At 62.3% G+C, this 25,656-nt stretch carries 27 protein-coding genes, 1 tRNA gene and 1 riboswitch; of the genes, 13 read left to right on the top strand and 15 right to left on the bottom strand.

Annotated features, from left to right (window positions below):
- Positions 1-5: 5 nt before the first annotated feature.
- Genes AMK02_RS02845 through AMK02_RS02835 form a run of 3 tightly spaced genes read left to right on the top strand, consistent with a single transcriptional unit; the run spans position 6 to position 2,144 of the window.
- Complete coding sequence (locus AMK02_RS02845) at positions 6-272, top strand: DUF6460 domain-containing protein (protein WP_064800579.1); 267 nt, start codon at positions 6-8, stop codon at positions 270-272.
- Between the two features lies 1 nt (position 273).
- Complete coding sequence (locus AMK02_RS02840) at positions 274-792, top strand: CAP domain-containing protein (RefSeq protein WP_064800578.1); 519 nt, start codon at positions 274-276, stop codon at positions 790-792.
- Between the two features lie 8 nt (positions 793-800).
- Positions 801-2,144, top strand: a complete 1,344-nt coding sequence (locus tag AMK02_RS02835) for an MATE family efflux transporter (RefSeq protein WP_064805881.1) — start codon at positions 801-803, stop codon at positions 2,142-2,144.
- On the opposite strand, the gene AMK02_RS02830 is transcribed toward AMK02_RS02835, so the two are convergent.
- Together AMK02_RS02830 and AMK02_RS02825 are read right to left on the bottom strand one after the other, a co-directional pair.
- The gene (locus tag AMK02_RS02830) at positions 2,120-3,208 is read right to left on the bottom strand and encodes a quinone-dependent dihydroorotate dehydrogenase (protein WP_064800577.1); all 1,089 of its coding nucleotides are present in this window, start codon (positions 3,206-3,208) and stop codon (positions 2,120-2,122) included. The two genes, AMK02_RS02835 and AMK02_RS02830, sit on opposite strands and share 25 nt — an antisense overlap.
- On the bottom strand, positions 3,205-3,558 hold the full coding sequence (locus AMK02_RS02825; RefSeq protein ID WP_064805882.1) for a DUF952 domain-containing protein: 354 nt from the start codon (positions 3,556-3,558) through the stop codon (positions 3,205-3,207). The genes AMK02_RS02830 and AMK02_RS02825 overlap by 4 nt, the downstream gene beginning before the upstream one ends.
- Positions 3,559-3,677: 119 nt before the next feature.
- On the opposite strand from AMK02_RS02825, the gene AMK02_RS02820 reads away from it, so the two are divergent.
- From AMK02_RS02820 to AMK02_RS02800, 5 genes are all read left to right on the top strand, one after another.
- Positions 3,678-4,076 (top strand): hypothetical protein, encoded by a 399-nt coding sequence (locus AMK02_RS02820; protein WP_064800576.1) that lies wholly within the window; start codon positions 3,678-3,680, stop codon positions 4,074-4,076.
- Positions 4,077-4,165: 89 nt separating this feature from the next.
- Positions 4,166-4,813, top strand: a complete 648-nt coding sequence (locus AMK02_RS02815) for a response regulator (protein WP_064800575.1) — start codon at positions 4,166-4,168, stop codon at positions 4,811-4,813.
- 326 nt (positions 4,814-5,139) lie between these two features.
- Positions 5,140-5,811, top strand: a complete 672-nt coding sequence (locus AMK02_RS02810) for a S24 family peptidase (protein ID WP_064800574.1) — start codon at positions 5,140-5,142, stop codon at positions 5,809-5,811.
- Positions 5,812-5,822: 11 nt separating this feature from the next.
- On the top strand, positions 5,823-6,533 hold the full coding sequence (locus tag AMK02_RS02805) for a thermonuclease family protein (RefSeq protein ID WP_064800573.1): 711 nt from the start codon (positions 5,823-5,825) through the stop codon (positions 6,531-6,533).
- Positions 6,534-6,621: 88 nt separating this feature from the next.
- The gene (locus tag AMK02_RS02800; protein WP_064800572.1) at positions 6,622-7,035 is read left to right on the top strand and encodes a tellurite resistance TerB family protein; all 414 of its coding nucleotides are present in this window, start codon (positions 6,622-6,624) and stop codon (positions 7,033-7,035) included.
- A gap of 60 nt (positions 7,036-7,095) precedes the next feature.
- Here the strand turns inward: AMK02_RS02800 and AMK02_RS02795 are convergent, their stop codons facing one another.
- Complete coding sequence (locus AMK02_RS02795; RefSeq protein ID WP_064800571.1) at positions 7,096-7,971, bottom strand: transporter substrate-binding domain-containing protein; 876 nt, start codon at positions 7,969-7,971, stop codon at positions 7,096-7,098.
- A 728-nt stretch (positions 7,972-8,699) separates the two neighbouring features.
- Here AMK02_RS02795 and AMK02_RS02790 point away from each other — a divergent pair.
- Positions 8,700-10,712, top strand: coding sequence for a methyl-accepting chemotaxis protein (locus tag AMK02_RS02790; protein WP_064800570.1), 2,013 nt, complete (start codon positions 8,700-8,702; stop codon positions 10,710-10,712).
- Between the two features lie 348 nt (positions 10,713-11,060).
- On the opposite strand, the gene AMK02_RS02785 is transcribed toward AMK02_RS02790, so the two are convergent.
- Complete coding sequence (locus tag AMK02_RS02785; protein WP_064800569.1) at positions 11,061-11,441, bottom strand: VOC family protein; 381 nt, start codon at positions 11,439-11,441, stop codon at positions 11,061-11,063.
- A gap of 361 nt (positions 11,442-11,802) precedes the next feature.
- Here AMK02_RS02785 and AMK02_RS02780 point away from each other — a divergent pair, with 361 nt between their 5' ends.
- Entirely contained in the window at positions 11,803-12,084 is a 282-nt protein-coding gene (locus AMK02_RS02780) for a hypothetical protein (protein ID WP_064805879.1), read from the top strand.
- A 140-nt stretch (positions 12,085-12,224) separates the two neighbouring features.
- Here AMK02_RS02780 and AMK02_RS02775 read toward each other — a convergent pair whose 3' ends face one another.
- The 7 genes from AMK02_RS02775 to AMK02_RS02750 form a co-directional block, all read right to left on the bottom strand.
- The gene (locus tag AMK02_RS02775; protein WP_064800568.1) at positions 12,225-13,046 is read right to left on the bottom strand and encodes an oxidoreductase; all 822 of its coding nucleotides are present in this window, start codon (positions 13,044-13,046) and stop codon (positions 12,225-12,227) included.
- 88 nt (positions 13,047-13,134) lie between these two features.
- A complete protein-coding gene (locus AMK02_RS31005) occupies positions 13,135-13,317 on the bottom strand; it encodes a hypothetical protein (RefSeq protein ID WP_145924208.1) in 183 nt (60 codons plus the stop codon).
- A 22-nt stretch (positions 13,318-13,339) separates the two neighbouring features.
- Positions 13,340-14,077 (bottom strand): NADPH-dependent F420 reductase, encoded by a 738-nt coding sequence (locus AMK02_RS02770; RefSeq protein WP_064800567.1) that lies wholly within the window; start codon positions 14,075-14,077, stop codon positions 13,340-13,342.
- A gap of 36 nt (positions 14,078-14,113) precedes the next feature.
- Positions 14,114-14,548, bottom strand: coding sequence for a MarR family winged helix-turn-helix transcriptional regulator (locus AMK02_RS02765; protein WP_064800566.1), 435 nt, complete (start codon positions 14,546-14,548; stop codon positions 14,114-14,116).
- A 77-nt stretch (positions 14,549-14,625) separates the two neighbouring features.
- A complete protein-coding gene (locus AMK02_RS02760; protein WP_064800565.1) occupies positions 14,626-15,270 on the bottom strand; it encodes a TetR/AcrR family transcriptional regulator in 645 nt (214 codons plus the stop codon).
- Positions 15,271-15,286: 16 nt separating this feature from the next.
- Positions 15,287-18,397, bottom strand: coding sequence for an efflux RND transporter permease subunit (locus tag AMK02_RS02755; RefSeq protein WP_064800564.1), 3,111 nt, complete (start codon positions 18,395-18,397; stop codon positions 15,287-15,289).
- Entirely contained in the window at positions 18,394-19,512 is a 1,119-nt protein-coding gene (locus AMK02_RS02750) for an efflux RND transporter periplasmic adaptor subunit (protein ID WP_064800563.1), read from the bottom strand. Before AMK02_RS02750 ends, AMK02_RS02755 begins: the two co-directional genes overlap by 4 nt.
- 98 nt (positions 19,513-19,610) lie before the next feature.
- Here AMK02_RS02750 and AMK02_RS02745 point away from each other — a divergent pair, with 98 nt between their 5' ends.
- A complete protein-coding gene (locus AMK02_RS02745) occupies positions 19,611-20,198 on the top strand; it encodes a TetR/AcrR family transcriptional regulator (RefSeq protein ID WP_064800562.1) in 588 nt (195 codons plus the stop codon).
- Between the two features lie 22 nt (positions 20,199-20,220).
- Here the strand turns inward: AMK02_RS02745 and AMK02_RS02740 are convergent.
- Together AMK02_RS02740 and AMK02_RS02735 are read right to left on the bottom strand one after the other, a co-directional pair.
- Positions 20,221-20,294, bottom strand: a tRNA-Gly gene (locus tag AMK02_RS02740).
- Between the two features lie 58 nt (positions 20,295-20,352).
- Positions 20,353-21,447: a 2'-deoxycytidine 5'-triphosphate deaminase gene (locus tag AMK02_RS02735; RefSeq protein WP_064800561.1), complete on the bottom strand. Its 1,095-nt coding sequence runs from the start codon at positions 21,445-21,447 to the stop codon at positions 20,353-20,355.
- Positions 21,448-21,521: 74 nt separating this feature from the next.
- Positions 21,522-21,600, top strand: a riboswitch (SAM riboswitch).
- Between the two features lie 42 nt (positions 21,601-21,642).
- On the opposite strand from AMK02_RS02735, the gene AMK02_RS02730 reads away from it, so the two are divergent.
- A complete protein-coding gene (locus AMK02_RS02730; RefSeq protein ID WP_064800560.1) occupies positions 21,643-22,827 on the top strand; it encodes an O-succinylhomoserine sulfhydrylase in 1,185 nt (394 codons plus the stop codon).
- Positions 22,828-23,050: 223 nt separating this feature from the next.
- The gene (gene apaG / locus AMK02_RS02725; RefSeq protein WP_011423893.1) at positions 23,051-23,443 is read left to right on the top strand and encodes a Co2+/Mg2+ efflux protein ApaG; all 393 of its coding nucleotides are present in this window, start codon (positions 23,051-23,053) and stop codon (positions 23,441-23,443) included.
- A 200-nt stretch (positions 23,444-23,643) separates the two neighbouring features.
- Here the strand turns inward: apaG and AMK02_RS02720 are convergent, their stop codons facing one another.
- Together AMK02_RS02720 and argF are read right to left on the bottom strand one after the other, a co-directional pair.
- The gene (locus AMK02_RS02720; protein WP_064800559.1) at positions 23,644-24,636 is read right to left on the bottom strand and encodes an Hsp33 family molecular chaperone; all 993 of its coding nucleotides are present in this window, start codon (positions 24,634-24,636) and stop codon (positions 23,644-23,646) included.
- 89 nt (positions 24,637-24,725) lie between these two features.
- Positions 24,726-25,640, bottom strand: coding sequence for an ornithine carbamoyltransferase (gene argF / locus AMK02_RS02715; RefSeq protein ID WP_004677055.1), 915 nt, complete (start codon positions 25,638-25,640; stop codon positions 24,726-24,728).
- Between the last annotated feature and the right edge of the window lie 16 nt (positions 25,641-25,656).

The raw sequence follows: 25,656 nt of genomic DNA, 5'->3' as shown, positions 1-25,656 counted from the left end.
GGCGCATGTCCGATCAAGTGAACAGGTTCCTCGGCGATTCGCTCGGCCGCACATTGATTAAACTCGTCGTGGTGTCGCTGATCGTCGGGTTCGTCATGACCGTGTTCGGCCTGACGCCGTGGAACATCATCTATGGATTCCGCGACTTCATCCTGGAACTCTGGCACCGGGGCTTTGCAGCGCTCGGGCGTGTCGGCGACTATCTGCTTCTCGGGGCGACGATCGTCATCCCGCTCTTCGTCATCCTTCGCCTTTTCAGCTATCGCCGGTAACATGACATCAATCGATCTTTCCAGGCGCAGCCTGCTCACTCTTTCCGGACTTGCACTCGCCGCCGGCATCGCCGGCTGCACCACGACGCCGAAAATTGCCGGCACGCCCTCGAACGGCGAGGACGAGACGACGAGCGTGCTGCCGCTCGTCAACCAGTTGCGGGCGAAGAACGGCCTGCCGCCGCTTGAGGTCGATCCGGCGGCGCAGACGGCCGCCCTTTTCCAGGCCAAGCGCATGGCGAGCGCCGGCAAGATGGCGCATCTGATGGGCATGACCGACAGTTTCGGCGCCCGCGTCAAGGCGAGCGGCGTCCGGTTGCCGGCGGCCGAGAACATTGCTTCCGGCCAGCAAAGCGTCGACGCCGTGGTGACGGCCTGGATCAATTCGCCGCATCACCTGGAAAACATGCTCGGTCGTTATGACGGCCTCGGCGTCGCAGTCGCCCATAATACGTCTTCCAGAAACCTGCCCTATTGGGCCATGGTGCTTTCCAGCCGAGGCGATTCCGCCTCGATATGAGGCAGGTCATGGATACGCGCAGCAACAACATCCTCGCTTTCGACGTGACGCACCGGCTGGTGCTGTCGATCGCCGTTCCGATGACGCTCGGCTTCATGACAACGCCGCTGCTCGGGCTGACGAGCACCGCCGTCGTTGGCCATATGGGCGATGCGGAAGCACTGGCGGGGCTGGCGATCGGCGCGATGCTCTTCGATCTGATCCTCGGCAGTTTCAACTTTCTGCGCGCCTCGACGACCGGCCTGACGGCGCAGGCCTATGGCCGGCGCGATCGGCACGAGCAGCAGGCTGTCTTCTGGCGAGCGCTGATATCAGCACTTGGCTGCGGGCTGGCGCTGCTCTGTCTTTCGCCGCTGCTCGAGGCGGCGGGATTGCGGCTGATGGGCGCGGAAGGGGCGATTGCCGGGGCGACCGGCACCTATTTCTCGATCCGCATGCTGGCAGCGCCTGCAGCGCTGGCGAATTACGCCATTCTCGGCTTCGTGCTCGGGCGCGGACAGGCCACCGTCGGCCTGCTGCTGCAGGCACTGATCAACGGCATCAATATCCTGCTTTCCATCTATCTCGGCCTGTCGCTCGGCTGGGGCGTGGCCGGGGTCGCCTGGGCAACCATGGCCGGCGAAACGGTCGGGGCTATCGCCGGACTCTTCATCCTGCTCAGCGGCTTTGCCAAGGCGGAGCGGCCGGCGTGGGCCGAGATCTTTTCCCGGCATCGTCTGGCGGAGCTTTTCGCCCTCAACCGAGATATTCTGATCCGCACATTCGTGCTGATCGGCGCCTTCACGATCATGACGCGGATCGGCACCGGCTTCGGGGCGGTGACACTGGCCGCCAATGCCGTCCTGATGAATTTCTTCCTGCTGTCCGGCTACTATCTCGACGGGCTTGCCAATGCCGCCGAGCAGATCACAGGCCGGGCGATCGGCGCGGGCTATCGGCCGGCCTTCGACCGCGGGTTGAAGCTGACGACCTTCTGGTCGTTCGGATTGGCGGCGCTCGTTTCCGCCTTCTTCTTCCTCGCCGGCCCTTGGCTGATCTCGGTGCTGACCACTTCGCCGGAGGTGCGGCAGGCGGCCGAGACCTATCTGCCCTGGGCTGCCATTACCGGATTGACGGGGGCGCTCGCCTTCCTGATGGACGGCGTCTTCATCGGCGCGACATGGTCGGTCGACATGCGCAACCGCATGCTGATGTCCTTTGCCGGCTACCTGGCCATGCTCGCCGTCTTCGTGCCGCTCTTCGGCAATCACGGTTTGTGGCTTGGCATGAACGCCTTCCTGCTGTTCCGCGGCTTCTTCCTCGCCATGCTGGTCAGGCCGCGGGCCGATCAGACCTTCCGCGCCGCCCAGTAATCCAGCCTGCTGTCGCGCAGCGCGCGGATCGAGCCGGCCTTTTCGCGGTCCATCAACGCCGAAAGACCGCGGACGATATCGCCGGGCAGGCCAGGACCTTCATAAACCATGCAGGAATAGAGCTGGACGAGATCGGCGCCGGCCCTGATCTTTTCCAGCGCGGTTTCGGCTGAGGAGACGCCGCCGACGCCGATGATCGGCAGTTCAGGGCCGACGCGCTTGCGCATCCGGGCAAGCACCGCCGTCGATTTTTCAAACAGCGGCACGCCGGAAAGGCCGCCCGCCTCCTTCGCCTGTCGCTGGTCCTTGAGACCGTCGCGCGACAGCGTCGTGTTGGAGACGATCAGCCCGTCAAGCGCATGTGAGAGCGCTTCCGCGGCGATATCATCCATGCCTTCCTCGGTCAGGTCAGGGGCGATCTTCAGAAAGACCGGGATCTTGCGGCCGGATTTCTGCGCCATCTCGTCACGCGCCGCCAGCACTGCCGAAAGCAGCGCTGCAAGGCTTTCGCGCGCCTGCAGGTCGCGCAGGCCAGGCGTGTTCGGCGAAGAGATGTTGGCGGTGAAATAACGCGCGACGGAATGGAAGCGGCGGATGCCGGCGACATAGTCGGCGATGCGATCGTCGCTGTCCTTGTTGGCGCCGATATTGACGCCGACGATGCCGTTGCCCTTCAGCGCGACGAGGCGCCCGAAGGCGGCCTCATGGCCTTCATTGTTGAAACCGAGGCGGTTGATGACGCCCTCATCCTCGACCAGGCGGAAAATGCGCGGGCGCGGATTGCCGGATTGCGGCTTCGGCGTCACCGTGCCGATCTCGGTAAAACCGAAGCCGAGCTTCAGCAGCGCTTCGGGCACCTCGGCATTCTTGTCGTAACCGGCCGCCATGCCGAGCGGGTTTTCGAAGGTGAGGCCGGCGACGGTCTGGCGAAGGCGCGGATCGGGAGTGATCCGGCAGGCGGGTACGAGACCCGACTTCAGCGCGGCGATCGACATGCCGTGCGCCGTTTCCGGATCGAACAGGAAGAGACCCCTGCGGGCGACGCGCTTGAAGGGATCGATCATGGCGTAAGCTCCGGGAATGTATGAACGCCGTTGTCATCGAGCGGCAGCGGCGCCTCCCAAAGCACGGCGGCCAGCGGCAGATCGGCATAAAGATGCGGGAAGAAATCGCCGCCGCGGGAGGGTTCGAAGATCAGCTTGTCACCGAAACCGCTGCCGTCGACGGCGACCAGCATCAGGCCGGGCTGGCCGGAAAAATACAGGGCCGCGGTCTGCTTCACCTGGTCGGCCGTCGAGAAGTGGATGAAGCCATCCTTGAGATCGATGCCGGCGCCATGAAAAACACCGCTTTGTCTGGCTTGCTGCCAGAGGGTCTCCGTCACGATCTTGTAAAGGGTCGGTGTCACGGTCATCATGGCCTCGCGATTGCTGGTCCTTGGGTCATGAGCGCTTTGCCGGAAAGAGGCGGCGATGTCCACGCCCCGGCACTCAAAAAGCACGGCCAGCCAGGCAAAATCCGGAGGATGAGACGATGAAGATTTTGGTTCTCGCACTTGGCGCTGTTCTCCTGCCGCTGGCGGCCGCGGCGGCCGAGGCCGATGCGGGCCGGTTCCAGCTGGAGAAGAGCGGCGACCATTTCGTCCGGCTCGACCGCCAGACCGGCGCCATGTCGATCTGCCAGGACAAGGACGGCGCCCTTGTCTGCCGTATGGCGGCCGATGAGCGGGCGGCCTATGAGGATGAGCTCGACCGGCTTTCAGAGCGGGTGACCAAGCTGGAACAGGCCGGCTTGATCCAGCGGGCGCTTCCAAGCGACGCCGAGATCGACCGCTCGATCAGCATCATGGAGCGGATGATGAAGAGTTTCATGGGGATGGTGAAGGAGTTCCAGGCTGACGAAAAAACCAATCCTCTTCCGCAGAAGACATGATCTGATATAGTCATTTCAGAAAACATGCATGCAACGCCGAGGGGACGGCCAGCATGCGGCGTGATCGGACTCTTGGGAGGGAGTTTTCGATGCAGGAACAGACCATCATCATTGCGGATGACCATCCGCTGTTTCGCGATGCATTGCGCCAGGCCGTCATCGGCATGGAAGGCCGCCAGTCGATTATCGAAGCCGGCGATTTCGCCGCCGCGCGGACCGCAGCCGGCGCCCATCCGGACGCCGATCTGATGCTGCTCGACCTCGCCATGCCCGGCGTCAGCGGCTTTTCCGGCCTGATGGCGTTGCGCGCCGAATTCGCCAGCCTGCCGATCATCATCGTTTCGGCGAGCGACGACGCCACGACGATCCGCCGGGCGCTGGAACTCGGCGCCTCCGGCTTCATCTCGAAATCCTCGGGCATCGAAGACATCCGTCGCAGCATCCAGACGGTGCTTGCCGGCGATATCGCCACGCCGGAAAGCTATCGCGACGGCCAGGAGCAGGACCCCGACGTCGCCGATCTGATCCATCGTCTGCACACGCTGACGCCGCAGCAGAGCCGGGTGCTGACCATGCTGGCCGAAGGCCTGTTGAACAAGCAGATCGCCTATGAACTCGGCGTTTCCGAAGCGACGATCAAGGCGCATGTCTCGGCGATCCTGCTGAAGCTCGATGTCGACAGCCGCACGCAGGCGGTCATCCAGCTCGGCAAGATCAACATGGCGATGGTGGCCTGAGGGCCGCCAAAACTGCCGATAGCAGGATTTTATTCCTCCTTTACCTTTACGGGCGCCGCACGGTCGGTTACTATTCCGTCCGGCTACAGCATCGGCCCGAAAATCGATTCCGATTTTCGGGCCGATGTGTAGATTTAAAGAGTTAGAGCGCCCTTTGTGCGTGCGAACGAACGCACGGCGCTCTGGAGTGGTTCAGCTTTTCATGGAAGCGCAGAGCCGCTCTAACCTTTTGGATTTACGCAATTCCGGACGGAAAACCGCTTCGCACTTTTCCTGGAATTGTTCTAAAGCGCGGCCTGAGACAGGCTGCACGGAATCGGGCGCGTATGCTGTCACACAAGCAGATCTGGGAGGCGATCGACAGGCTTGCCGAACGGCACGAGCTGACGCCATCCGGTCTTGCGCGCCGCGCCGGACTCGACCCCACCTCATTCAACAAGTCGAAACGGCTCTCCGCCGATGGGCGGCTACGCTGGCCGTCGACGGAATCGATCGCCAAGGTGCTCGATGCGACAGGGGCGAGCATGGAGCAGTTTCTCGCCTTCATGCAGCCGGCTGACGATTCTTCCGGAGAACGGCGCGGCGAGCGTACCAGCCCCCGGCCAGGCAGCGCCATTCCTCTGCTCGGCTTCGCCCAGGCCGGCGCCGGCGGCTTCTTCGACGATAGCGGCTTTCCGGCCGGTCATGGCTGGGACGTGGTGGAGTTTCCGACCAACCCGTCGCAACGATCCGGCGTCTATGCGCTGGAGGTGCAGGGCGAGAGCATGATGCCGCTTTATCGCGACGGCGATGTGCTGATCGTCGAGCCCGGGGCGCAGGTGCGCCGCAATGACCGCGTCGTCGTGCGCACATGCGCGGGCGAGGTGATGGCCAAGGTGCTGCTGCGCCGGAGCCCGCGGTCGATCGAGCTGATGTCGCTCAATCCCGAACATCCCAACCGCACGCTCGATCTTGCCGATGTCGATTGGATCGCCCGCATCATCTGGGCCAGCCAGTAGGAAGATATTCCATGCGCCCTGCCGCCGTCTTTACAGGTATCACGGGGATGGCGGCGGTGGTCGGCCTTCTGATGGCAGGAGAAGCGAGACTTCGCGGCGGCACTGCAGGGGAAGAAACCGCAACCGCAGAGGAGACGGCGGCAGCTGCGCCGAATGTTGCCTCCGAGACCGCCGAACCGGCGGCGACGATATCCGACGAACGCGCCGAAATAATCGCCCGCTCGGTGGAACCGGCGGTCCCGCCCCCAGCGGCGGCCCCTGATGGCAGGGCGCCCAAACCCGCCACTATCCCGCAAGCGGCGCCGGCATCCAGCCAAACTGCAGGTCCTGCCGAGAAAAAGGCGATGGAGCTGTCGCGGCCGCTGGTCGAGAACGCTGGCAGTCTTTCCTTCGGCGAGCGCAGGCTCCAGCTTGCCGGTATCGTCCCCACGCCGGCCGACAGGATATGCGGGCCGGCAGGCCGGCAATGGCCCTGCGGCATGCTGGCGAAGACGGCGCTGCGCCAGCTCTTGCGCAACCGCAGCATCACCTGCGATCTCGACACGGCTGAATGGCAGGGAACGGCGATCGCCTCCTGCCGGCTCGGCACACAGGATCTCGGCGCATGGCTTGCCGAGAACGGCTGGGCGGAAGCAGAGGCTGGTTCGCTGCTTGCAGCCGTCGCCGAGAAGGCGAAGCAGGCGCAGAAAGGCATTTACGGCGGCGATCCGCGCCGCAAATGACAGGCCGCCCGCAGGAGCGAGATGCTGCCTATCTCTTGTAAAGGCCGCCGCCAATTCCTAATCTGGGCTGATCAAAAAGGAATCAGAGATGAACAAGCCGCTTTCCGCCCATGATGCGCTGATCTACGTGATGGTGATGGCGTCGGCCGTCGACAGCACCATGAACGACAAGGAGATGGAGAGGATCGGTCAGCTGATTGGCTTCCTGCCGGTTTTCAGGGATTTCGATGACGACAAACTGATTCCGATCGCGCGCGACTGCGCCGCGCTGCTGGCTGGGCCAGAGGGCCTCGACGTCGTTCTCGAAACCGTACGCGATACCCTGCCGGCAAAACTCTACGACACCGCCTATGCGCTTGCGGTCGAAGTGGCCTCCGCCGATCTCTCGGTCAAGGCGGAGGAACTGCGGCTGCTCAGCCTGCTGCGCGACCGGCTCAGCCTCGACAAGCTCACCTGCGCGGCGATCGAACGCAGCGCGATCGCCCGCTTCCGCAAGGGCTGATGTTTTGTTTATGCATGTCGTTAGTCCAAAACCGCTGCACAGTTTTGGGCGACATGCATTTCAATAGAGCCCGTAGGGAAAGTAGCGCAGATAAATTTCCTGGAGACGGCCGTTGCGCGAGAGCGTCGCAAGCGCATGGTCGATGGCCGAGGTCAGCACACTGTCCTTCTGCCGCAGCATGATCGTCATGCCCTCGCCGAGGAACTGTTCCGATAGGTAGGGGCCGTCGAACAGCGCGCAGCATTTGTCGGAGGCCGGCGAAGAAACCCAGAAAGAAAGCTGCAGCGCATCGGCGAAGGCGGCATCGATCTTTCGCTCCTTCAGCGCCGCAAGCAGGGCGTCCTTCGTGTCGAAAGCCTGCGCTTTCAGTGCCGGGAAAAAGGCTGCCAGCATCGCCTCGTGCACCGTGCCTTTGACGACGCCGACCGGATGGTTCGAGAGCGCGGCGGCGGTCTTTCCATCGAGCGGAGCGCCAAGATTGCGCACGAAGCGCGCCGGCAGCATCAGATATGGTCGGGAGAAGAGAAATTGCCGGCGTAGCTCCGGGGTCACCGCAAGGCCGGCGATGACGGCATCGCCCTGCGAGGCGGCGAGCGCATCCTTGAGATCGGCGAAAGGGATCGCTTGGATCTGGCACTTGTCCGAAATCTCCAGCTCGCTACAGATTTCGCGGGCGAGATCGACGTTGAAACCGGAAAGCTTGCCGTTCTGATCGGTGAAATTAAACGGCGGGAAATCAACCGACGTCAGAAAGCGCAGACGGACCAGCGAGGAGAGATCCGGTCTGGCGAGACGCTCGCGGGCATCGAAGAGCAACGGCAGCGAGGGGGCAGCTTGCTGGGCGAATGCCGCAAAGCTCGAAAACGGCGCTGCCAGAAACAGGCCGACCGCTAGAAAAACCCTGAGAGTCGGGGATGCCTGCCGGGATTCAATCATGGTGATCCAGTTTCGGGGTTGGGGTCGCCGAGATGTAACAGAGTCATGCCCGGCGGGGAATATCCATGGAGTGAAGTAGCGGATGAGGCGCACGAACTCATCGGCTGCGGCATCCTCCAAAGCTTCTCACCGGCCGCGGCATCCCCTCACGCCCTCGTCCCGAGGCGCAGGCCAAAGGCCGGAGCCTCGAAGGAGACGCTCCAGCAGCGCTCCTAAATCCCTGCACCGTCAGCGCACCCGCCTCGTCCTTCGACAGCCACATCGAAATGGGCCTTCGAGACATCAATGCCGACCATGAAAGCTTGCGGGACATGCATGACTGCTCCTCCTTGCAACGCGGGCTCAAGGCCCAATCAACCGTTCGAGCGAAGACATGGCGACGGAGATGCTTGCTGAGGCACGAGTTCAAAACTCTGGGATGACACGCATCTCCGTCGCACAGCCGCATTATACAGCAGCGGGAACGTACAAGGATGAGGCTCTCTTGGGGGTTGGCGCAAACCTCCTGCTCCCCTCAAAATTAAGGTCAGGACGGCGCCTGCGCGTTAGCGCGGAATTAAAGAATATCGCCTCTATTTGTCGCGACGATACGGACCCCGCCAGCCGATTGCATGATGCATGCGTCAACTCCCTTTCCGGCGCCGCGACAATCAGGCGGCGCTCTTGTCAGATCCAATTTCCAAACACCGGACGCCCGGCGCGGCCGGCCAGATCGGGTGACATTTCCCATGTTGAAGCATCTGAAAATCCGCACCAAAATCATATCGGTCGTGGCGCTGCTCGGGCTGATCGCGATGGCGGGGCTGGTCTATGTCGTCTCCGAATTCCGCCGGGCGGACGCCGCCTATAGCGCCTTTATCGATCATGAGGCGCAGGCTTCGATGCTGAGCGCGCGCGCCAGCGCATCGGTGGTGGCCTCGGTGCTGCAGGTCACCCTGCTGGCCGACATGAAACCCGATACGCCGGCCTTCCAGACGGCGCTTGCCACCCCGAGCAAGCTGCCGCAGGCCCGCGACCGGATGAAACAGGCCCTCGCACTGGTTCCGAGCCGAAAAGCGGCAATCGACGAAATCCAGGCCGGCATCGATGAAATCGAAGCTCTGGCGAACAAGATCATCGAACAGAGCAAGGCCAAGGACAGCGGCGGCGCGCTCGCGAATGTCGCGCTGATCAATGCCAAGCTCGATGCGCTGACGCCGAAGATGATCGCCAACAATGATGCGATGATGGCATTGCTCAACGACGGCGGCGACGGGCTTTCGACGTCCGTCAATGGCCGGATCACCTTCTGTCTCGTCCTGATCGGCATCGCTGTCCTCACCGCGATCGGCTTAGCCGTCACCGTGGCGCAGAAAGGCATTGCCGGCCCAATGACGAAGCTCAGCCTGCGCATGACGCGGCTTGCCGAGGGCGACACCGATAGGGATATCAGCGGTCTCGATCGCCGCGACGAAGTCGGCCAGATGGCAAAGGCGGTTTCGATCTTCCGCGACAACGCGATCGAGCGTCGCCAGATCGAGGCGCGCGCCGAGGCCGACCGCAGCGTCAGCGACGGCGAGCGCCGCGAACGCGAGGCGCAGAAAGCCCGCGAGGCAGCCGAGCTCGAACGCGCCGTCGCAGCCCTTGGCGACGGCCTGCGCCGCCTTGCTGCCGGCGATCTCGCCTCTCATATCGACGAGCCCTTCGTCGCCCATCTCGATGCGCTGCGCCAGGATTTCAACCACTCGGTCGAGAAGCTCAACGAAACCATGCAGGCGGTCGGGGCCAATGCGCGGGCGATCGGCACCGGCGCCAACGAGATTCGTTCCTCCGCCGACGAGCTTTCCCGGCGAACCGAACAGCAGTCGGCCTCGGTCGAAGAAACCGCCGCAGCGCTGGAAGAGATCACCACGACGGTGCGCGACGCCGCCAAGCGCGCCGAAGAGGCGAGCCAGCTCGTCACCCGCACGCGCCTCGGTGCCGAAAGATCCGGCGACATCGTCCGCAAGGCCGTCTCCGCCATGCAGGAGATCGAAAAGTCGTCGGGCGAAATTTCCAACATCATCGGCGTCATCGACGACATCGCCTTCCAGACCAACCTCTTGGCGCTGAATGCCGGCGTCGAGGCGGCACGCGCCGGCGAAGCCGGCAAAGGCTTTGCGGTCGTCGCCCAGGAAGTGCGCGAGCTGGCGCAGCGCTCAGCCAAGGCGGCAAAGGAAATCAAGGACCTGATCACCAATTCCGGCACGCATGTGCAAACCGGCGTCTCGCTGGTCGGCGAGACCGGCAAGGCGCTCGATGCGATCGTCACCGAAGTGCAGGAAATCAACCAGCACGTCCACGCGATTGCCGAAGCCTCGCGCGAACAGTCGATCGGGCTGCAGGAGATCAACACCGCCGTCAACACCATGGATCAGGGCACGCAGCAGAATGCGGCGATGGTCGAGCAGTCGACCGCCGCCAGCCATAGCCTCGCCACGGAGGCGACGGCACTCAACAATCTGCTCGGCCAGTTCCGGCTGACCGGTACCGGCAGCTTCGCCGCCGCCGCCCCGATCGCTTCCACCCGGCCGCCGGCAGCAGCCCCCCGTGCCGCCGCGCGCCCGCTGGCCAAGTCCCCCGCGATCCGCGTCGCCGGGGAAGGCACGGCCCGCCCGACCGCCTCACCGGCCCGCGCCCTCGGCCAGACGCTCGCCAACGCCTTCGGCGGCGGCATCAGCACACCGTCAAAGAGCCAGGAGGCGGACTGGACGGAATTCTGAGCAACAGACCTCGGCACAAGGCACGAGAAGACGAGCCCTGCGAGGGGGCGAGGAACAGAGAGGTTGCCGCAAATTCTCTTCTCCCCTCGGGGGTCCGAAGGACGGGTCGAGACACGTGGCTCGACCCAGGTCGGTGCCCGTAGGGCGGATGAGGGGCCACACGGACTTCCTTTCCGTAATCGTCTATTCCACCCGTCCGACCGCAACGCCGTCGCGTACAGTCCGCTGAATCCCGCTCCGCCCGGCCCCCTCATCCGCCCTACGGGCACCTTCTCCCCGAGGGGAGAAGAGGGAATCGAGAGGTCGCGGCATGTCCCTCTTAGCCGCGTTTACCGGCTCCGTCCCACTCTAACCCGGCCGCCAACCCACCTCGACGAGGATATTCCCCGGCGCCGTGCAATAGAACAGCCAGCCGCCGCGCATGGCGGCCGGCGGACCGGAGAGCACGGCACCAGCGGCAACAAGTCCGGCATGGACAGTATCGACATCCGCCTTTTCGGACAGGATGAAGCCGATGTGATAGGTCTGGCGGCCTATCTCCACCTGGTCGGCCGTGCCGAACTTGGCGATGGCGTGGCTGAAGACGATTTCGAGGCCAGTGTCGTCATTGAGGATCGCCAGGCCGTTGTTGCCGCGCATATCTTTGAGCTTCAGGCCAAAATGACGGATGAAGAAATCCGCCGTCTCAGTAATATCGGCTACGTGAAAATCGAGATGGTTCAGGCGCATGGACAGTCTCCGTTAAAACAAATCCCGGGACTGCCGTTTGCCGTCTCCGCACGCCGCCGGGATCCCGCATCTGCATGCGGATCACGTCGCGGGTTCTCGTGCCCTGGGGCACGGAGCAGAGCTTCGTCAGAGCGCTTTGACGCTCAGACGGAAGGGATCGGGCTTACCTCAACCGATCCTGCCTTTTTCGACGATGCCGATCTAGCAGACTGCGCCGGTTTCGGCAATGGAAAGGCTGAAGCGATCACGGCGCTCCAGGCGATGCTTCGCGAAGGCGTGAAGGCGGAGATGGCGTTTGATCTGGCAAGCAAGATGCAATCAGGAGTAAGATCGTCGCTTCGGCGCATCGGAAGGGATGGACATGAAACCCGCACTCCTCGGCCTCATCGGCACCTTGGTTCTTGCCGGGTGCAACAGCATTTCCTACTATGGCGGACCGGGCCTCGAGCCGATCCCGGGCAGCATCACCTATAACGGCCAGCCGCGCAGCAAGCTCACCAAATCACCACCCGGCTCCAGCTTCCCACATGATTTCACCGACCAGTATGGCCGGCAGGTGGAGGAAACCTACATCATCCAGCCGGACCGAAGCCTGATCATCGCGCATCGGCAATACAAGCCGATCCGGTTCTTTGGGGATTAGGTCTTCGTTGGCATGGCGTTGCTTGAGGTCGAGCAAACGCCCAATGCAGTTTTCGTTCAAGCGATAGATGACGTCGGCGACCGCGTGGGCACCCTGACGATACTGTTGAGGCCGACGACGTCCGGAAGTTCTGGCGAAATTCAGGAGGCGTTTCGTTTACCGAAGCCGAATGTCTTTCTCAGACTGCCGTCGACCGCGTTTGCCGGCATGAACCTGCGCAGCCGGCTGAGCAGGGTCGCCTGGCCTCCAGCGGGTTGGCGCATTCGGTATGGACCGTTGATTGCGGCCAGAATCTTTTCTGCGACTGAAAGCGCCGATGGCGCGGTTCTGATCTGGGCCTGTACCGCCTTGATGGTCGCATCGGCCTGTGTTGCGTAGGCACCCAGGGGTGCTGCGGTTTGCGCCGCGTTTACATCGAGCTTGGTGTTCGTGAAGGTCGGTTCAAGCAGCACCACACGCACGTTGAACTCGCGAATCTCATGGTCCAGCGACTCCGATAGTCCTTCGAGCGCATGCTTGCTGCTGGCATATATTCCCATGAACGGTGCCGGCAGGAAGCCCAGGACCGAACTGATATTGATGATGAGCCCGCTGCGGGCGGCGCGCATGGAGGGCAAAGCAGCGCGGATCATACGCAAGGGGCCGAAAACGTTGGTATCGAATACCGCCAAAGCTTCGGAAGGCGACGTGTTTTCGACAGGGCCGACCAGCGAAACGCCGGCATTGTTGATCAGGATGTCGATCTTGCCCGCTTCGGACAAAACCCATTCAACAAAATTGGCGACCGAGGCGTCATCGGTCACATCAACAGTCCCATAGCGCACGCCGGGAATGGCATTGGCGCGCTGCGGGTTCCGGACGCCTCCAAAGACCTCGAAGCCGTTTTGCGCAAGAAGGCGCGCCGAAGCCTCGCCTATTCCGGAAGATGCTCCGGTGATAACGACAACTCTATTTTTGGACATGCATGCTCCTCGGTTCGGCGCGAGTGGTTGATTACGTGGTTCATTAGAAGGGTCGGAACTTTTCACGCTTGTTGCCAAGGACAGCTTCTCAGAACTCGGCATTCAAGCGTGTAAGATTTCGATCGACATCTATTCTTGCTTTAGATGTCAATCGAAATATAAAATCAAGCACTTTTTGCTTCACGGCGTTTTTTTCGAGGATCGCGCCTTCAACGCGTGGGGGCATGACGCCGAGCCCGAAGGCCCGCCGACATAAGGCTGCGAGCAGCATCAGCCTCACCGAGCTCAGGATTTCAGAGCGCAGTTCCCGCGCGGTTTCGAGTGACCATTTCGTCATGGGTCAGGCTCGTGCCTGCCGCGAAGAATTCCTTGATCAGGGCGTCACGATTATTGGCTGCGCGGGAGCGATCCGCCGATCGCAGCGCTTCATTCAGCTCACTTGTCGCGAGTTCGGTGCAATAGGCGGGGGTGCCGGGCTGCTGACGCCAGGACGCCGCCAGCCCTCCTGCATCCACCGCATCGAAACCGGTGGCCTCAACCAACTCTATGGCAATCGCCTTCGCCTCCGGAGCATCGCCTGCAACCGGAATGGCGATGCGGCCATCCGTGCCGTCAGACCGTCCCTTCTCCGCCAGCGTTGCCGCCAGCACGGCGTTCCAAGCCTTGATGACGGGCCGGCCGATTTGCCCGCCGACCCAAACGCTTTCGGGCATGCCGCCATCGACCTCGGCAATCGCACCGTCGCGAAACGGATAATAGTTTGACGTATCGATCACCACGACCTCTTCAGGCACGTCGTTGAAGAGCCCGGCGAGATCGCGATAGCTTGCGAACGGGATCGAAAGTACGACCACCTCGACGCCGCGGACGGCTTCTTCCTTCGAGACGGCGGTGGCTCCGATATCGCCGGCGAGATCGCGGATGCTGTCCGGCCCCTTTGAATTGGCAAGCTTGACCTCATGGCCGCCGGCGGCGAGTTTTCTCGCCAGAGTGGCGCCGATATTTCCAGCGCCGATGATTCCAATCTTCATGAGATGTCCTTTCTGTGATGTTGAAGTAAGCCCGTCTCAATCGCGGGCGAATGCGTGCAGCGTGTCGCGCAGATCGGCCAGCCCCTCGTCCGTGAGCTGGCAGGCGGTTTTGATCTTGTCGGTGACCGCCCAAAGCTCGTCACGCAGGGATTCACCGGCTTTGGTAAGATGGATGAGCACCCGCCGCTCGTCGTCGCGATCGCGTGTCCGGGTCACCATGCCGGCCGATTCCAGGCGCTTCAGCAGCGGCGTGATCGTGCCGGTGTCCATGTCGAGCTTTAAACCCAACTCTCCAACGGCGCGGGGCGTACCGCCGTAAAGTTCAAGCATCACCAGGTATTGCGGGAATGTCAGGCCGAGCGGCTGCAAAAATGGCTTGTGAAGGCGCGCCATCCGATTGGCTGCGCCATAGAGCGCAAACGAAAGTTGGGTGCCCACCGCGCGGCGGGAGGAGATCTCATTATTCGACATGGTTTCATCTAGCGTGCGTTTATCTAGCGCACTAGATAATTGGCTTTGTCGGCGAGAACAAGGTCGGCAGCGCTGAATTAGGCGCTTGGCACTTTCGGGTATGTCTCGCGGTCCGACGTGCCGAGCGCCTTCATGATGAAGCGGATTTGCGCATGCAGCCTGACTGCGGTGGCCTCACCCTCCTGAACGCGCTGCTCAACCAGAACCGGATGGAAGAACGGCAGGAAGGCGGTGATGATGCCGCGCGCGGCTTCGTCGGCGTCTTCGACCTTGAACTCGCCTGTCTGCAGCCCCTCGCGGACAAGGGCTTTGAGGATTGCCAGGATCTGTTCATTGTGGGCGTTGAGGGTTGCCCAACTTCCATCCATGGCGGCGACGAGCAGATCGTGCATGGGTCTGTCCTCCACCAGCATTCTCGTGCTGTGCCGGTGAATGGCGGTCAAAAGATCAACCAGCTTTTTACTCGCCGGCGCATCCGTTCGTGCAATCGTCAGAGCGATTTCAGCAACCTCCCTGACAACAAGTCCGCAGACGGAGCTATTGATCGCCGTCCTCGAGGGAAAGAAGCGATAGACATTCGCCCGGCTCATTCCGAGCTCCGAGGCGATGTCGGCGACGGACGTCTTATGATAGCCGATCCGCCGAAAATACTTTTCCGCCACCTCAAGAATCCGCGTCCGCGATTGCTCAAGGTCACTTCCGCTCGGATCCGCAAAAATCATCGCCGCCCCCGGAAATTCACTCGGCAGCCATGGCTGTTGGTAGTTCCACCTCCTTCGGTGCGTTTTCGTGATTTTCATTTTTCGTCGGCTTGATGCGGAACCAGGTGGCGTAGAGAGCGGGAAGGAAGAGCAGGATCAACACGGTCCCGACCGCCGTTCCGCCGATCAGCGTGTAGGCCATCGACCCCCAGAACACCGAGTGGGTGAGAGGAATGAAGGCAAGGACGGCCGCAAGGGCTGTCAGGATAACGGGACGCGTCCGCTGCACCGTCGCCTCGATGACGGCGTGATAATCGTCGAGACCGGCTGCCTTGTTCTCCTTGATCTGTTCGGTCAGGATCAAGGTATTGCGCATGAGGATTCCGGCCAAGCCGATCAATCCGAGAATGGCGTTGAAGCCGAAGGGCTGATTGAAGAGAAGCAGGACCGGAACCGCCCCGGCAAGACCGAGCGGCCCCGTCAGCATGACCATGGTCATCGTCGACAGGCTGCGGACCTGCAGCACGATAACGATCAGCATGGCGGCAATCATCGCCGGGAAGATTTTGACGAGGGCGGCGTTGGCCTTGAGCGACTCCTCGATGTTCCCGCCCATCTCGATGCGATAGCCCACAGGCAGCGTGGCGATCAGCGGCTGCAGCGCCTTCATGACCTGCTGGGACACCTCCGGGGGCTGCGTCGCCTCGTCGATATCGGAACGGATCGTGACAACAGGCGTGCGGTCGCGACGTTTCAGAATCGGTTCTTCAAACCGGATTTCGGAATGACCGATCTGATCGAGCGGAACCTGCCTCCCATCCCGGCTCATCAGCGAGAAGTCCGCCAATCGCGAGGGATCCAGCCGGTTGTCGCCGGCGCTGCGGGCGACGACAGGCACGTTGCGGATATTCTCGCGAACCTCGGTAATCGGGATCCCGCTCAGCAGCAGCTGCATCTGCTGGGCGGCCTCCGCCGGCGAAAGGCCGATCAGGCCCAGCCGTTCCTGGTCGGGAACGAAGCGCAGCACCGGAGTGCGGTTGCCCCAATCACGGTTTGCCTGACGCACATCCGGCACGCTCTTCATGATCTCCAGGGCCTTTTCGGAGAGCCGGTACAATTGGTCGGTGTCAGGACCCATGATGCGGAATTCGACCGGAAACGGCGTATAGGGACCGAATACGAGCTGGGTGACGCGGACATAGGCTTCGGGAGCGAGCCCATCCGAGATGGCCGCGCGCAGGCGAAGCTTCAAAGCCTCGCGTGTGTGGGCGTCAGGGGTCAGTACGACGATCTTGGCGAAGGACGGGTCCGGCAGCTCAGGGGCCATGGCGAAGAAGAAGCGGGGAGCGCCCTGACCGGTATAGCTCGTCACGGTCTTTGCCTCCGGCTGCTGCTGCAGCCAGTCTTCGAGCTTCCCCACCGTTGCGGCCGTGGTTTCGATACTGGTCCCTTCAGGCATGCGGACTTCAACCAGAACTTCCGGACGATCCGACGTCGGGAAGAACTGCTGTTTCACCGCTCCCATGCCCACGACAGAGACCGCCATGACGATGCCGACCACCGCACAAGTGACGAACTTGTGACGCACGGTAAATTCGATCATCCCCCGCAGACGCCGGTAATTCGGCGTGTCGTAGATGGCGTGATGGCCACCTTCGACCGGTTTGATGGCGGGCAACATCTTGACGCCGAGATATGGGGTGAAGATCACCGCGACAATCCACGATACGATCAAGGCAAAGCCCACGACCCAGAAGATATTGCCGGCATATTCGCCGGCGGTCGAGCGGGCAAAGCCGACCGGCATCAGGCCGATGATCGTCACGAGCGTGCCTGATAGCATCGGGGCCGCGGTATGGCTCCAAGCATAGGCGGCCGCCTTGATGCGGTCCATCCCCTCTTCCATCTTCACCACCATCACCTCGATGGCGATGATTGCGTCGTCGACCAGAAGGCCGAGCGCGAGGATCAGCGCCCCAAGGGTGATGCGATCGAAGAACCGGCCGGTCTCCAGCATGATGAGGAAGACGACGGCAAGGGTCAGCGGAACGGCCAGAGCCACGACGATCCCGACGCGCCAACCAAGGCTGACGAGGCTGACGAACAAGACGACGCCGAGCGCCATGGCGAATTTCAGCATGAATTCGCCGACGGCTTCCTGGATATTGACGGCCTGGTCGCTGACCTTGGCGAGCGTCATGCCGAGCGGCAAGGTCTTGGCGATCGCGGCGGATCTTTCCTCCAGCGCCTTGCCGAGTTCCAGACCGTTCCAGCCCTGCTGCATCACCGCGCCGAGCATGATGGCGGGCTCGCCGTCGTGGCGAATGAGATAGGTGGCCGGATCTTCATAGCCGCGCCGCACTTCGGCAAAATCCGATAGTTTCAAGGTGCGTCCGGCCGCGACGATCGGCGTGTCTGATATCGCCTGAATGCTGTCATAGGCGCCATCGAAGCGAATGAAGACCTGCGGGCCGCGGGTGTCGATCGACCCCGCCGGCGTCACGGTGTTTCGCCGCTGCAACGCGGCCGCGACGTCCTGCGCAGAAATGCCGAGGGTCGCCAGCTTGGCATAGGAAAATTCGACGAAGATCTGTTCGGGCCGCTCGCCGAGGATGTTGATCTTCTTGACTCCAGGCACATGCAGAAGATCCTGGCGGATCACCTCGGCCTGGCGCACAAGCTCACGCATCGGCATGCCCTTGGCCTTCAGCGCATAAAGCCCGAAGCTGACATCCGAATACTCGTCGTTGACGAAAGGACCGAAGACGCCCTGGGGCAGATTGCGGGCCTCGTCGCCAAGCTTCTTTCGGGCCTGATAGAATTCCTCTTCGACCGCCGTGGACGGCGTACTGTCCTTCAGCGTCACAGTCAGAAAGGCGTATCCCGGCCGGGTTGTCGTCTCGACACGATCGTACCAGGTGAGTTCCTGGAGGCGCTTCTCCAGCGGCTCGGCGACCAGATCCTGCATCTCGCGCGCCGTGGCACCCGGCCACACGGTCGTCACGGTCAAGGTCTTGATGGTGAATGAGGGATCCTCCGCGCGCCCAAGCTTGACGAAGGCATAGGCGCCGGCGGCGGCCAGCAGAATGATGAAGAACAGCGTAACGGCCCGTTCGCGGACGGCGAGCGCGGAGAGATTGAAGTTCATTGTTTTGCCGCCTCTGCCTGTTCTACCTTGGTGCGCACGCTGGCGCCGTCCTGCAGCAGATGGGCGCCGAGAGCGACGACCGGCTCGCCTGCTTTGACGCTGGAAACCACCGCGACCTCCTCGCCTATCTGTTCTATTTTCACCTGCCTGAAGTGGACGGTCGAAGATTTCTCATCGAAGACCCACACGCCGGTTCGGCTGCCGTCGTCCAAAACCGCGCCGACAGGCACGGCGGCCTGCGATTGGCCGCTGCGGTTGGAGATCCTGATCGTCACAGTCGCGCCCAGCGGGGCCGACGCTGCCGCGCCATCCAGAACCCAGCGGGCTTCATAGGTGCGGGTTTGAGGGTCGGCGGCGTCGGAGATCTGCCGCAGCCGCGCCTTGTCCCGCCGGCCTTCATTTCCGTAGATACTGGCATCGGCCGTCTGGCCGATCTCGGGCCGCAGGAATTCAGGAAGCCAGACCAGTGCTTCACGCGGACCGGCCTGTGCGAGGCGAACCACGGTTTGTCCTGCCGTCACCACTTGGCCCGGCTCGCCGAGCGTTTCGACAACCGTCCCATCGGTATCGGCAACAAGGATGGAATAGGCAGTCTCGTTCTCTGCGACCTTCGCGTCCGCTTCTGCCGCGGCAAGCTGCGCGGTCGCGGTGTCGAGTGCCGCCTTCGCCTGCTCATAGCGCTGCGGTGTCGCGGCCAAGCCGTTTTTCACCAAGGCGGCATAACGCCGCTCGTCGGCTTGCGCCTGGATCAGCACTGCTTGGGCTGCCGCAACGGCGTTTCGTTTCGCCGTCAGTGCGAGACGCAGATCGGTCTCATCGATGCGCATCAGCGGCTGGCCAGCCTTGACCGGCACGCCGACGTCCACATAACGCTGCATGATCTTGCCGGGGACACGAAAACCGAGATTGCTCTGCACCCGGGCGGCAATGGTGCCCGTGAAGGTGCGTTCGGCCGCCTCCGGGTTTTTTGCCTCCACCAGCTTGACAAAGGGGGGTGCCGTGCGGGGATCGGCGGCTTTTGCACTGGCTTTGGAGGGCTCCTCGAAAAGCATGAAAGCGGTGGCGCCGGCAGCAGCCACAAGTGCGAAAGCGCCGAGTAATATTTTGCGATTCATCTCATTAACCCTTATTGACCGGCACGGCGGATCATTTAGATTGCGATCTAACTCTAAAACTGGTATAGATGTCAAATGAAATCTAATTGGAGGTCGCTATGAGAGTCAGTCGTGCCCAGGCCGAGGCCAACCGCGAAACGGTGATCAATGTCGCAAGCCGGCTCTTCCGGGAGCATGGTTTCGACGGCATCGGGCTGAAAGATCTGATGAAAGGTGCCGGCCTCACCCAGGGCGGATTTTACAAACAGTTCCGATCGAAAGACGATCTTGCGGCGCTGGCATCCGGGCGAGCGATGGAGAGTGCAATTCGCCGGTGGTCGAGGGTTGCTGCCGGAAGCAGCGATCCCTTCGGCGCGGTTGTCGGCATGTATCTGTCAACCGGGCACCAGGAAGAGAAAGGCGATGGTTGCCCCCTGGCCGCGCTCGGCTCCGACGCGGCGCGTCAGAGCGAGGAGGTGCGCGCTCCGTTCCAGAATGGCATTGAAGAGCATCTTCGGATCCTCGACGAATTAATCCCGGCATCGGACGGCACAAAACAGTACGAGAAGGCCATGATCGTGCTGTCCCTCATGGTCGGCGCCGTAACCATCTCTCGCATCATGACCGATCAGGCCATGTCGGAGCGACTGCTGGAAGCCGCCGCCGATGCGGTCAAGCGCATCGCGGGCGACACGGGCGAAGAATGAGATTTCGGTTGTGATGAGGAGCTGGAGCGGGTGAAGGGAATCGAACCCTCGTATTCAGCTTGGGAAGCTGCTGCTCTACCATTGAGCTACACCCGCGGTGCGCTGAGATTTCCAACAGAAGGGGGCCGCTGTCAAGTCGGCTGAGGGCAGCCCGTCAGATGCGGAAGTGTTTCGAGAGTTTCAGGCCCTGGGCCTGGTAGTTGGATCCGAGGCCGGAGCCGTAGAGGCTGGCGGGCTTTTCCTGCATGTGTTCATAGACCAGGCGGCCGACGATCTGGCCGTCTTCGAGGATGAAGGGCACTTCATGGCTGCGCACTTCGAGCACGGCGCGGCTGCCGCGCCCGCCGGCCGGCGCATGGCCGAAGCCCGGATCGAAAAAGCCGGCATAGTGGACGCGGAACTCGCCGACCAGCGGATCGAAGGGGGTCATTTCGGCGGCATAATCCGGCGGCACATGCACAGCCTCACGCGAAACGAGGATATAGAACTCGTCGGGATCGAGGATCAACTCGTTGCGGCCGCGGCTATAGAGCGGCTCCCAGAAATCGAAAATATCGTGCTGGTCCTTCTCGTCGACATCGACGACGGCGGTGTGGTGTTTGCCGCGATAGCCGATCAGGCCGTCCTTATCACCGGTGAGATCGATCGACAGCGCGATGCCGCCGCCCGACACGTTCGGCTGCTTGCTGGCAACCAGCGTCTCGCTTTCATGCAGCTTCAGAAGTTCCGGCTCGCCGAGCACGGATTGGCCGACGCGGAAGCGTATCTGCGACAGGCGCGAGCCGCGGCGCACGACGATCGGGAAGGTCCGCGGGCTGATTTCGAGATAGAGCGGGCCGGAATAACCTGCCGGGATCTTGTCGAATTCCTGGGCGTAGTCGGTGATGACGCGGGTGAAGATATCGAGCCTGCCGGTCGAACTCTTCGGATTGGCCGAGGCCGACATGTCGGACGGCAGCGCCAAGCTCTCCATCAGCGGCACGATATAGACACAGCCGGTTTCGAGCACCGCGCCTTGGGACAGATCGATCACGTGCAGGCTCAGCCGATCGAGCTTGTCCGAGACCAGATGCGACGGCCCCGGCATGAAGGAAGCGCGCACACGAAAAGCCTTGCTTCCTAAGCGCAGGTCGAGACTTGCCGGCTGGATCTGATCGCGGTCGAGCTCCCGCTCGGAGTTCAGACGCCCCGTTTCGAACAGCGCCGCAATCGCGCGGTCCGCCAGAATTCCAGTTTCGCGAGCCATCATGCCCCATCCATCATTTTGCCGCCGACAAAACCAAATACGGGGAATTGACGCAAGCAGCTAACAGCAGTATTGCAGAATTATCCCGTGGTGATTTGGCCGGTCGGCTTGCAGCCACGTTAAACAAGTGGCTAAAAAGACCGGGTTGAAACCGGTCTGCTTTTGCGGCCGGTTTTTTTGTTATGTGAAGGTGATGGCATGAGCAAGACCTGGCGCCCGGCAACCCAACTCGTCCATGGCGGCACGCTGCGTTCGCAATATGGCGAAACGTCGGAGGCAATCTATCTCACCCAGGGTTTCGTCTATGACACGTCGGAAGCGGCCGAAGCCCGCTTCAAGGGCGAAACGGACGGCTTCATCTACGCCCGCTACGGCAGCCCCACCAATGACATGTTCGAAAAGCGCATGTGTGCATTGGAAGGCGCCGAAGATGCCCGTGCCACCGCCTCCGGCATGGCGGCCGTCGCCGCCGCCGTTCTCTGCCAGGTGAAGGCAGGCGACCATATCGTCGCCGCCCGCGCCCTGTTCGGCTCCTGCCGCTGGGTCGTGGAAACGCTGGCGCCGAAATACGGCGTCGAGTGCACGCTGGTCGACGGCCGGGATCTCGCCAACTGGGAAAAGGCGATCCGCCCGAATACCAAGGTGTTCTTCCTGGAAAGCCCGACCAACCCGACGCTCGAAGTGGTCGATATATCAGGCGTCGCCAAGCTCGCCAACCAGGTCGGCGCCAAGCTGATCGTCGACAATGTTTTTGCGACGCCGCTCTTCCAGAAGCCCTTGGAGCTCGGCGCTCATATCGTCGTCTATTCCGCCACCAAGCATATTGACGGCCAGGGCCGCTGCCTCGGCGGCGTGGTGCTCGCCGACAAGGCATGGATCGACGAGAACCTGCACGACTATTTCCGTCATACCGGCCCGGCCATGTCGCCGTTCAATGCCTGGACGCTTCTGAAGGGCATCGAGACACTGCCGCTGCGCGTGCGCCAGCAGACCGAGAATGCGGCGAAGATCGCCGATTTCCTGGCGGAGCAAGGCAAGGTCGCCAAGGTGATCTATCCCGGCCGCAAGGATCACCCGCAGGCCGAAATCATCGCCAAGCAGATGACCGGCGGCTCGACGCTCGTCTGCTTCGAGCTGAAGGGCGGCAAGGAGGCGGCCTTCGCGCTGCAGAACGCGCTTGAGATCATCAAGATTTCCAACAACCTCGGCGACAGCAAGAGCCTGATCACCCATCCGGCAACGACCACGCACAAGAACCTGACGGAAGAGGCGCGGGCCGAACTCGGCATTTCTCCGGGCACGGTGCGGCTTTCGGCCGGCATAGAGGACACGGACGACCTGATCGAGGATTTCGCGCGGGCGCTTACCAAGATCTCGGCCTGATCGACTGGAATAGCGGCCGGACTTCGTCCGGAGCCGGCCGCCGATCCGCGGGAACAAGTCCACCCGCGCCGGCGTTGCGAAGTAAAATTAACGCTGACAGTTAGGCTTAACGACCGAAAACCCTTCGATCATCACCATTTGACCGCTGATCAACGTTCCGTTTCTTGACGGACAGGGCCTCTTTATAAGATACGGGTAACATATCTTGACTATGGTGCAAGGCATGTATCGCGCCCTCACAAGAGATATCGAAGTCGTGGTCGAACCGTTCTATCTGGAGGAGCAATCCGATCCGGAGGACGATCGCTATGTCTGGGGTTACCGGATTGTCATCAGCAACAATTCCGGCGTCGCCGTTCGCCTCGTCAACCGCTACTGGAACATCACCGATCAGAACGGACAGGTGGACGAGGTGACCGGCCCCGGCGTCGTCGGCGAACAGCCGCGGCTCAGCCCCGGCGACACCTACGAATATTCCTCCGGCTGCCCGCTCGACACGCCCTCAGGCCTGATGTTCGGCCACTATCAGATGGAAACGGATGAAGGCGAGCTGTTCGACGTCGACATCCCCGCCTTCTCGCTGGATTCGCCGGGGCTGTTGCGCGTGCTGAATTGAGGGGCAAGTTCCCACTCAGGAGATTGCCGAGATCTGAAAAAGTCCCCTCGCCACAAGGGGGAGGGGCTAACGCAATGCGCCAACTGCAGCAGACATCTGCTTCTCTGCGGAGACGGTGAAATGGAAAACAGTGGGGGCGGCATCCAAGCCCCTCCCCCTTGTGGGGAGGGGTTGGGAGGGGTTTTTGGCGCCGCCGAGAATTATTCCGCCGGCTGAAGCTCGGTCGCTTCGAAGCGGTAGGTGGTCGAGCAGAATTCGCAGGTGACGGATATCTCGCCGTTTTCCTGGCTGGCCTCGATCTCCTCGGCGGTGAAACCCTTCAGCACGTTGCCGATCTTTTCCCGCGAACAGCTGCAGCGGTCGAAGACGGCGCGGGGCTCGAAGACGCGCACGCCGCGCTCGTGGAACAGGCGGAACAACAGCCGTTCGGTGCCGACCTGCGGATCGGTCAGCTCGTCGGCGTCGATGGTCTCGACCAGCGAGCGGGCTTCGGTCCAGGCATCGTCCTCACCATGCGGGCGGTCGCCGGTGTCGCCGTCGCCGCCGTGGAGATCGGGCTGGCGCATGCGCTCCGGCGCCTCCGGCAGGAACTGGGCGACGAGGCCGCCTGCCCGCCAGCGGTGGCGCGGCTTGCCGGCGTCGTCACGGTCGAAGAGTTCGGCCGCAGCCAGGCGCACACGCGTCGGAATCTGCTCCGACTGGCGGAAATAGACGCCGGCGATCTCCTCGAGCGAGGTGCCGTCGAGCGCAACAATGCCTTGATAGGGCTGAGCGAACTTGCCCTGATCGATGGTGAAGGCGAGCACGCCCTTGCCGAGCAGTTGCTCCGGCTCGGTCTCGCCCGATGCAATGGCCTGGTCGAGCAGCGCCCGATCGAAACGGGCATAGGCGCGCACGTTCTCAGGCGTCGAGAAATCGGCGACGAGCAGATCGACCGGGCCGTCGCCCTTGGTCTGCACGGTGAACTTGCCGTCGAACTTCAGCGAGGTGCCGAGCAGCACCGTCAGCACCACGACCTCGGCAAGCAGCCGGGCGACGGGCGCGGGATAATGATGACGCTCGAGGATGGCATCGAGCATGGGGCCGAGCTGGACGGCGCGGCCGCGCACATCCAGACCCTCCACCTGAAAGGGGACGACATGATCATCGCCGGCGAAATCGAACTGGCCGAGGGCGGCTGCAGCTTCTGCCATGGCTTTCACTCCTAGTTTTCAAGCAAAGGGTCAGCGTGCCCTTCGCTCGCGCGGTCGCGCGCTTTTCACGCGCGACATCCGATTATGGTTCAGATCGCGCCCAGGCACCAAGCAAGAATCGACTTCTGCGCGTGAAGGCGGTTTTCCGCCTCATCGAAGACCACGGATTGCGGACCGTCGATCACCTCGTCCGTCACTTCCTCACCGCGATGAGCAGGCAGGCAATGCATGAACAATGCATCGCTGCCGGCCTTGGCCATCAAGGCCGCATTGACCTGATAAGGCTGGAAGACGTTATGACCCCGGGCCCGATGTTCCTGATTCATGGAGACCCAGGTATCGGTCACCACGCAATCGACGCCTTCGACCGCACGGTCGGCATCATGGCAGAGCATGATTTCGGCGCCCTCATTGCGGGCCCAGTTCAGATAGTGATCCTTAGGCTCCGAACCAAGGGGTACGGCCATGTTCATGCGGTAGCCGAAACGCGCGGCGCCTTCGACCAGCGAATGCAACACATTGTTGCCGTCGCCGGTCCAGGCGATGGTCTTGCCTTTGATCGGGCCGCGATGCTCCTCGAAGGTCATGATATCGGCCATGATCTGGCAGGGATGGGTATCGTCCGTCAGGGCGTTGATCACAGGCACGGTCGCATGTTCGGCAAGCTCCAGCAGGCGCGAATGCTCGGTGGTGCGGATCATGATTGCGTCGACGTAACGCGACAGAACCTTGGCGGTGTCGCCGATCGTCTCGGCGCGGCCGAGCTGCATTTCGGTACCCGACAGGAACAGGGTTTCGCCGCCGAGCTGGCGCATGCCGACGTCGAAAGAGACGCGGGTACGCGTCGACGGCTTCTCGAAGATCATCGCCAGCATCTTGCCGGCGAGCGGCTTGTCGCCCTGGCCGGCCTTGAAGGCCTGCTTGCGGGCGAGCGCGTCGTTCATGATGGTTCTGAGGTCGGCCGATGTGACGGCCGAAAGATCGAGGAAATGTTTAGGAGCCATGTTCTTACCTGTCGTG

Origin of the sequence: Rhizobium sp. N731, from assembly GCF_001664145.1 — a bacterium.
In the GTDB taxonomy this organism is placed as follows: domain Bacteria; phylum Pseudomonadota; class Alphaproteobacteria; order Rhizobiales; family Rhizobiaceae; genus Rhizobium; species Rhizobium esperanzae.
This window is presented reverse-complemented; position numbering and strand designations above follow the sequence as displayed.

Excerpts from the sequence above, each read along its gene's own strand:
- AMK02_RS02845 (WP_064800579.1), top strand. The coding sequence starts at position 6 with ATGTCCGATCAAGTGAACAGGTTCCTCGGCGATTCGCTCGGCCGCACA.
- AMK02_RS02840 (WP_064800578.1), top strand. The coding sequence starts at position 274 with ATGACATCAATCGATCTTTCCAGGCGCAGCCTGCTCACTCTTTCCGGA.
- AMK02_RS02835 (WP_064805881.1), top strand. The coding sequence starts at position 801 with ATGGATACGCGCAGCAACAACATCCTCGCTTTCGACGTGACGCACCGG.
- AMK02_RS02830 (WP_064800577.1), bottom strand. The coding sequence starts at position 3,208 with ATGATCGATCCCTTCAAGCGCGTCGCCCGCAGGGGTCTCTTCCTGTTC.
- AMK02_RS02825 (WP_064805882.1), bottom strand. The coding sequence starts at position 3,558 with ATGACCGTGACACCGACCCTTTACAAGATCGTGACGGAGACCCTCTGG.
- AMK02_RS02820 (WP_064800576.1), top strand. The coding sequence starts at position 3,678 with ATGAAGATTTTGGTTCTCGCACTTGGCGCTGTTCTCCTGCCGCTGGCG.
- AMK02_RS02815 (WP_064800575.1), top strand. The coding sequence starts at position 4,166 with ATGCAGGAACAGACCATCATCATTGCGGATGACCATCCGCTGTTTCGC.
- AMK02_RS02810 (WP_064800574.1), top strand. The coding sequence starts at position 5,140 with ATGCTGTCACACAAGCAGATCTGGGAGGCGATCGACAGGCTTGCCGAA.
- AMK02_RS02805 (WP_064800573.1), top strand. The coding sequence starts at position 5,823 with ATGCGCCCTGCCGCCGTCTTTACAGGTATCACGGGGATGGCGGCGGTG.
- AMK02_RS02800 (WP_064800572.1), top strand. The coding sequence starts at position 6,622 with ATGAACAAGCCGCTTTCCGCCCATGATGCGCTGATCTACGTGATGGTG.
- AMK02_RS02795 (WP_064800571.1), bottom strand. The coding sequence starts at position 7,971 with ATGATTGAATCCCGGCAGGCATCCCCGACTCTCAGGGTTTTTCTAGCG.
- AMK02_RS02790 (WP_064800570.1), top strand. The coding sequence starts at position 8,700 with ATGTTGAAGCATCTGAAAATCCGCACCAAAATCATATCGGTCGTGGCG.
- AMK02_RS02785 (WP_064800569.1), bottom strand. The coding sequence starts at position 11,441 with ATGCGCCTGAACCATCTCGATTTTCACGTAGCCGATATTACTGAGACG.
- AMK02_RS02780 (WP_064805879.1), top strand. The coding sequence starts at position 11,803 with ATGAAACCCGCACTCCTCGGCCTCATCGGCACCTTGGTTCTTGCCGGG.
- AMK02_RS02775 (WP_064800568.1), bottom strand. The coding sequence starts at position 13,046 with ATGTCCAAAAATAGAGTTGTCGTTATCACCGGAGCATCTTCCGGAATA.
- AMK02_RS31005 (WP_145924208.1), bottom strand. The coding sequence starts at position 13,317 with ATGCTGCTCGCAGCCTTATGTCGGCGGGCCTTCGGGCTCGGCGTCATG.
- AMK02_RS02770 (WP_064800567.1), bottom strand. The coding sequence starts at position 14,077 with ATGAAGATTGGAATCATCGGCGCTGGAAATATCGGCGCCACTCTGGCG.
- AMK02_RS02765 (WP_064800566.1), bottom strand. The coding sequence starts at position 14,548 with ATGTCGAATAATGAGATCTCCTCCCGCCGCGCGGTGGGCACCCAACTT.
- AMK02_RS02760 (WP_064800565.1), bottom strand. The coding sequence starts at position 15,270 with ATGATTTTTGCGGATCCGAGCGGAAGTGACCTTGAGCAATCGCGGACG.
- AMK02_RS02755 (WP_064800564.1), bottom strand. The coding sequence starts at position 18,397 with ATGAACTTCAATCTCTCCGCGCTCGCCGTCCGCGAACGGGCCGTTACG.
- AMK02_RS02750 (WP_064800563.1), bottom strand. The coding sequence starts at position 19,512 with ATGAATCGCAAAATATTACTCGGCGCTTTCGCACTTGTGGCTGCTGCC.
- AMK02_RS02745 (WP_064800562.1), top strand. The coding sequence starts at position 19,611 with ATGAGAGTCAGTCGTGCCCAGGCCGAGGCCAACCGCGAAACGGTGATC.
- AMK02_RS02735 (WP_064800561.1), bottom strand. The coding sequence starts at position 21,447 with ATGATGGCTCGCGAAACTGGAATTCTGGCGGACCGCGCGATTGCGGCG.
- AMK02_RS02730 (WP_064800560.1), top strand. The coding sequence starts at position 21,643 with ATGAGCAAGACCTGGCGCCCGGCAACCCAACTCGTCCATGGCGGCACG.
- apaG (WP_011423893.1), top strand. The coding sequence starts at position 23,051 with ATGTATCGCGCCCTCACAAGAGATATCGAAGTCGTGGTCGAACCGTTC.
- AMK02_RS02720 (WP_064800559.1), bottom strand. The coding sequence starts at position 24,636 with ATGGCAGAAGCTGCAGCCGCCCTCGGCCAGTTCGATTTCGCCGGCGAT.
- argF (WP_004677055.1), bottom strand. The coding sequence starts at position 25,640 with ATGGCTCCTAAACATTTCCTCGATCTTTCGGCCGTCACATCGGCCGAC.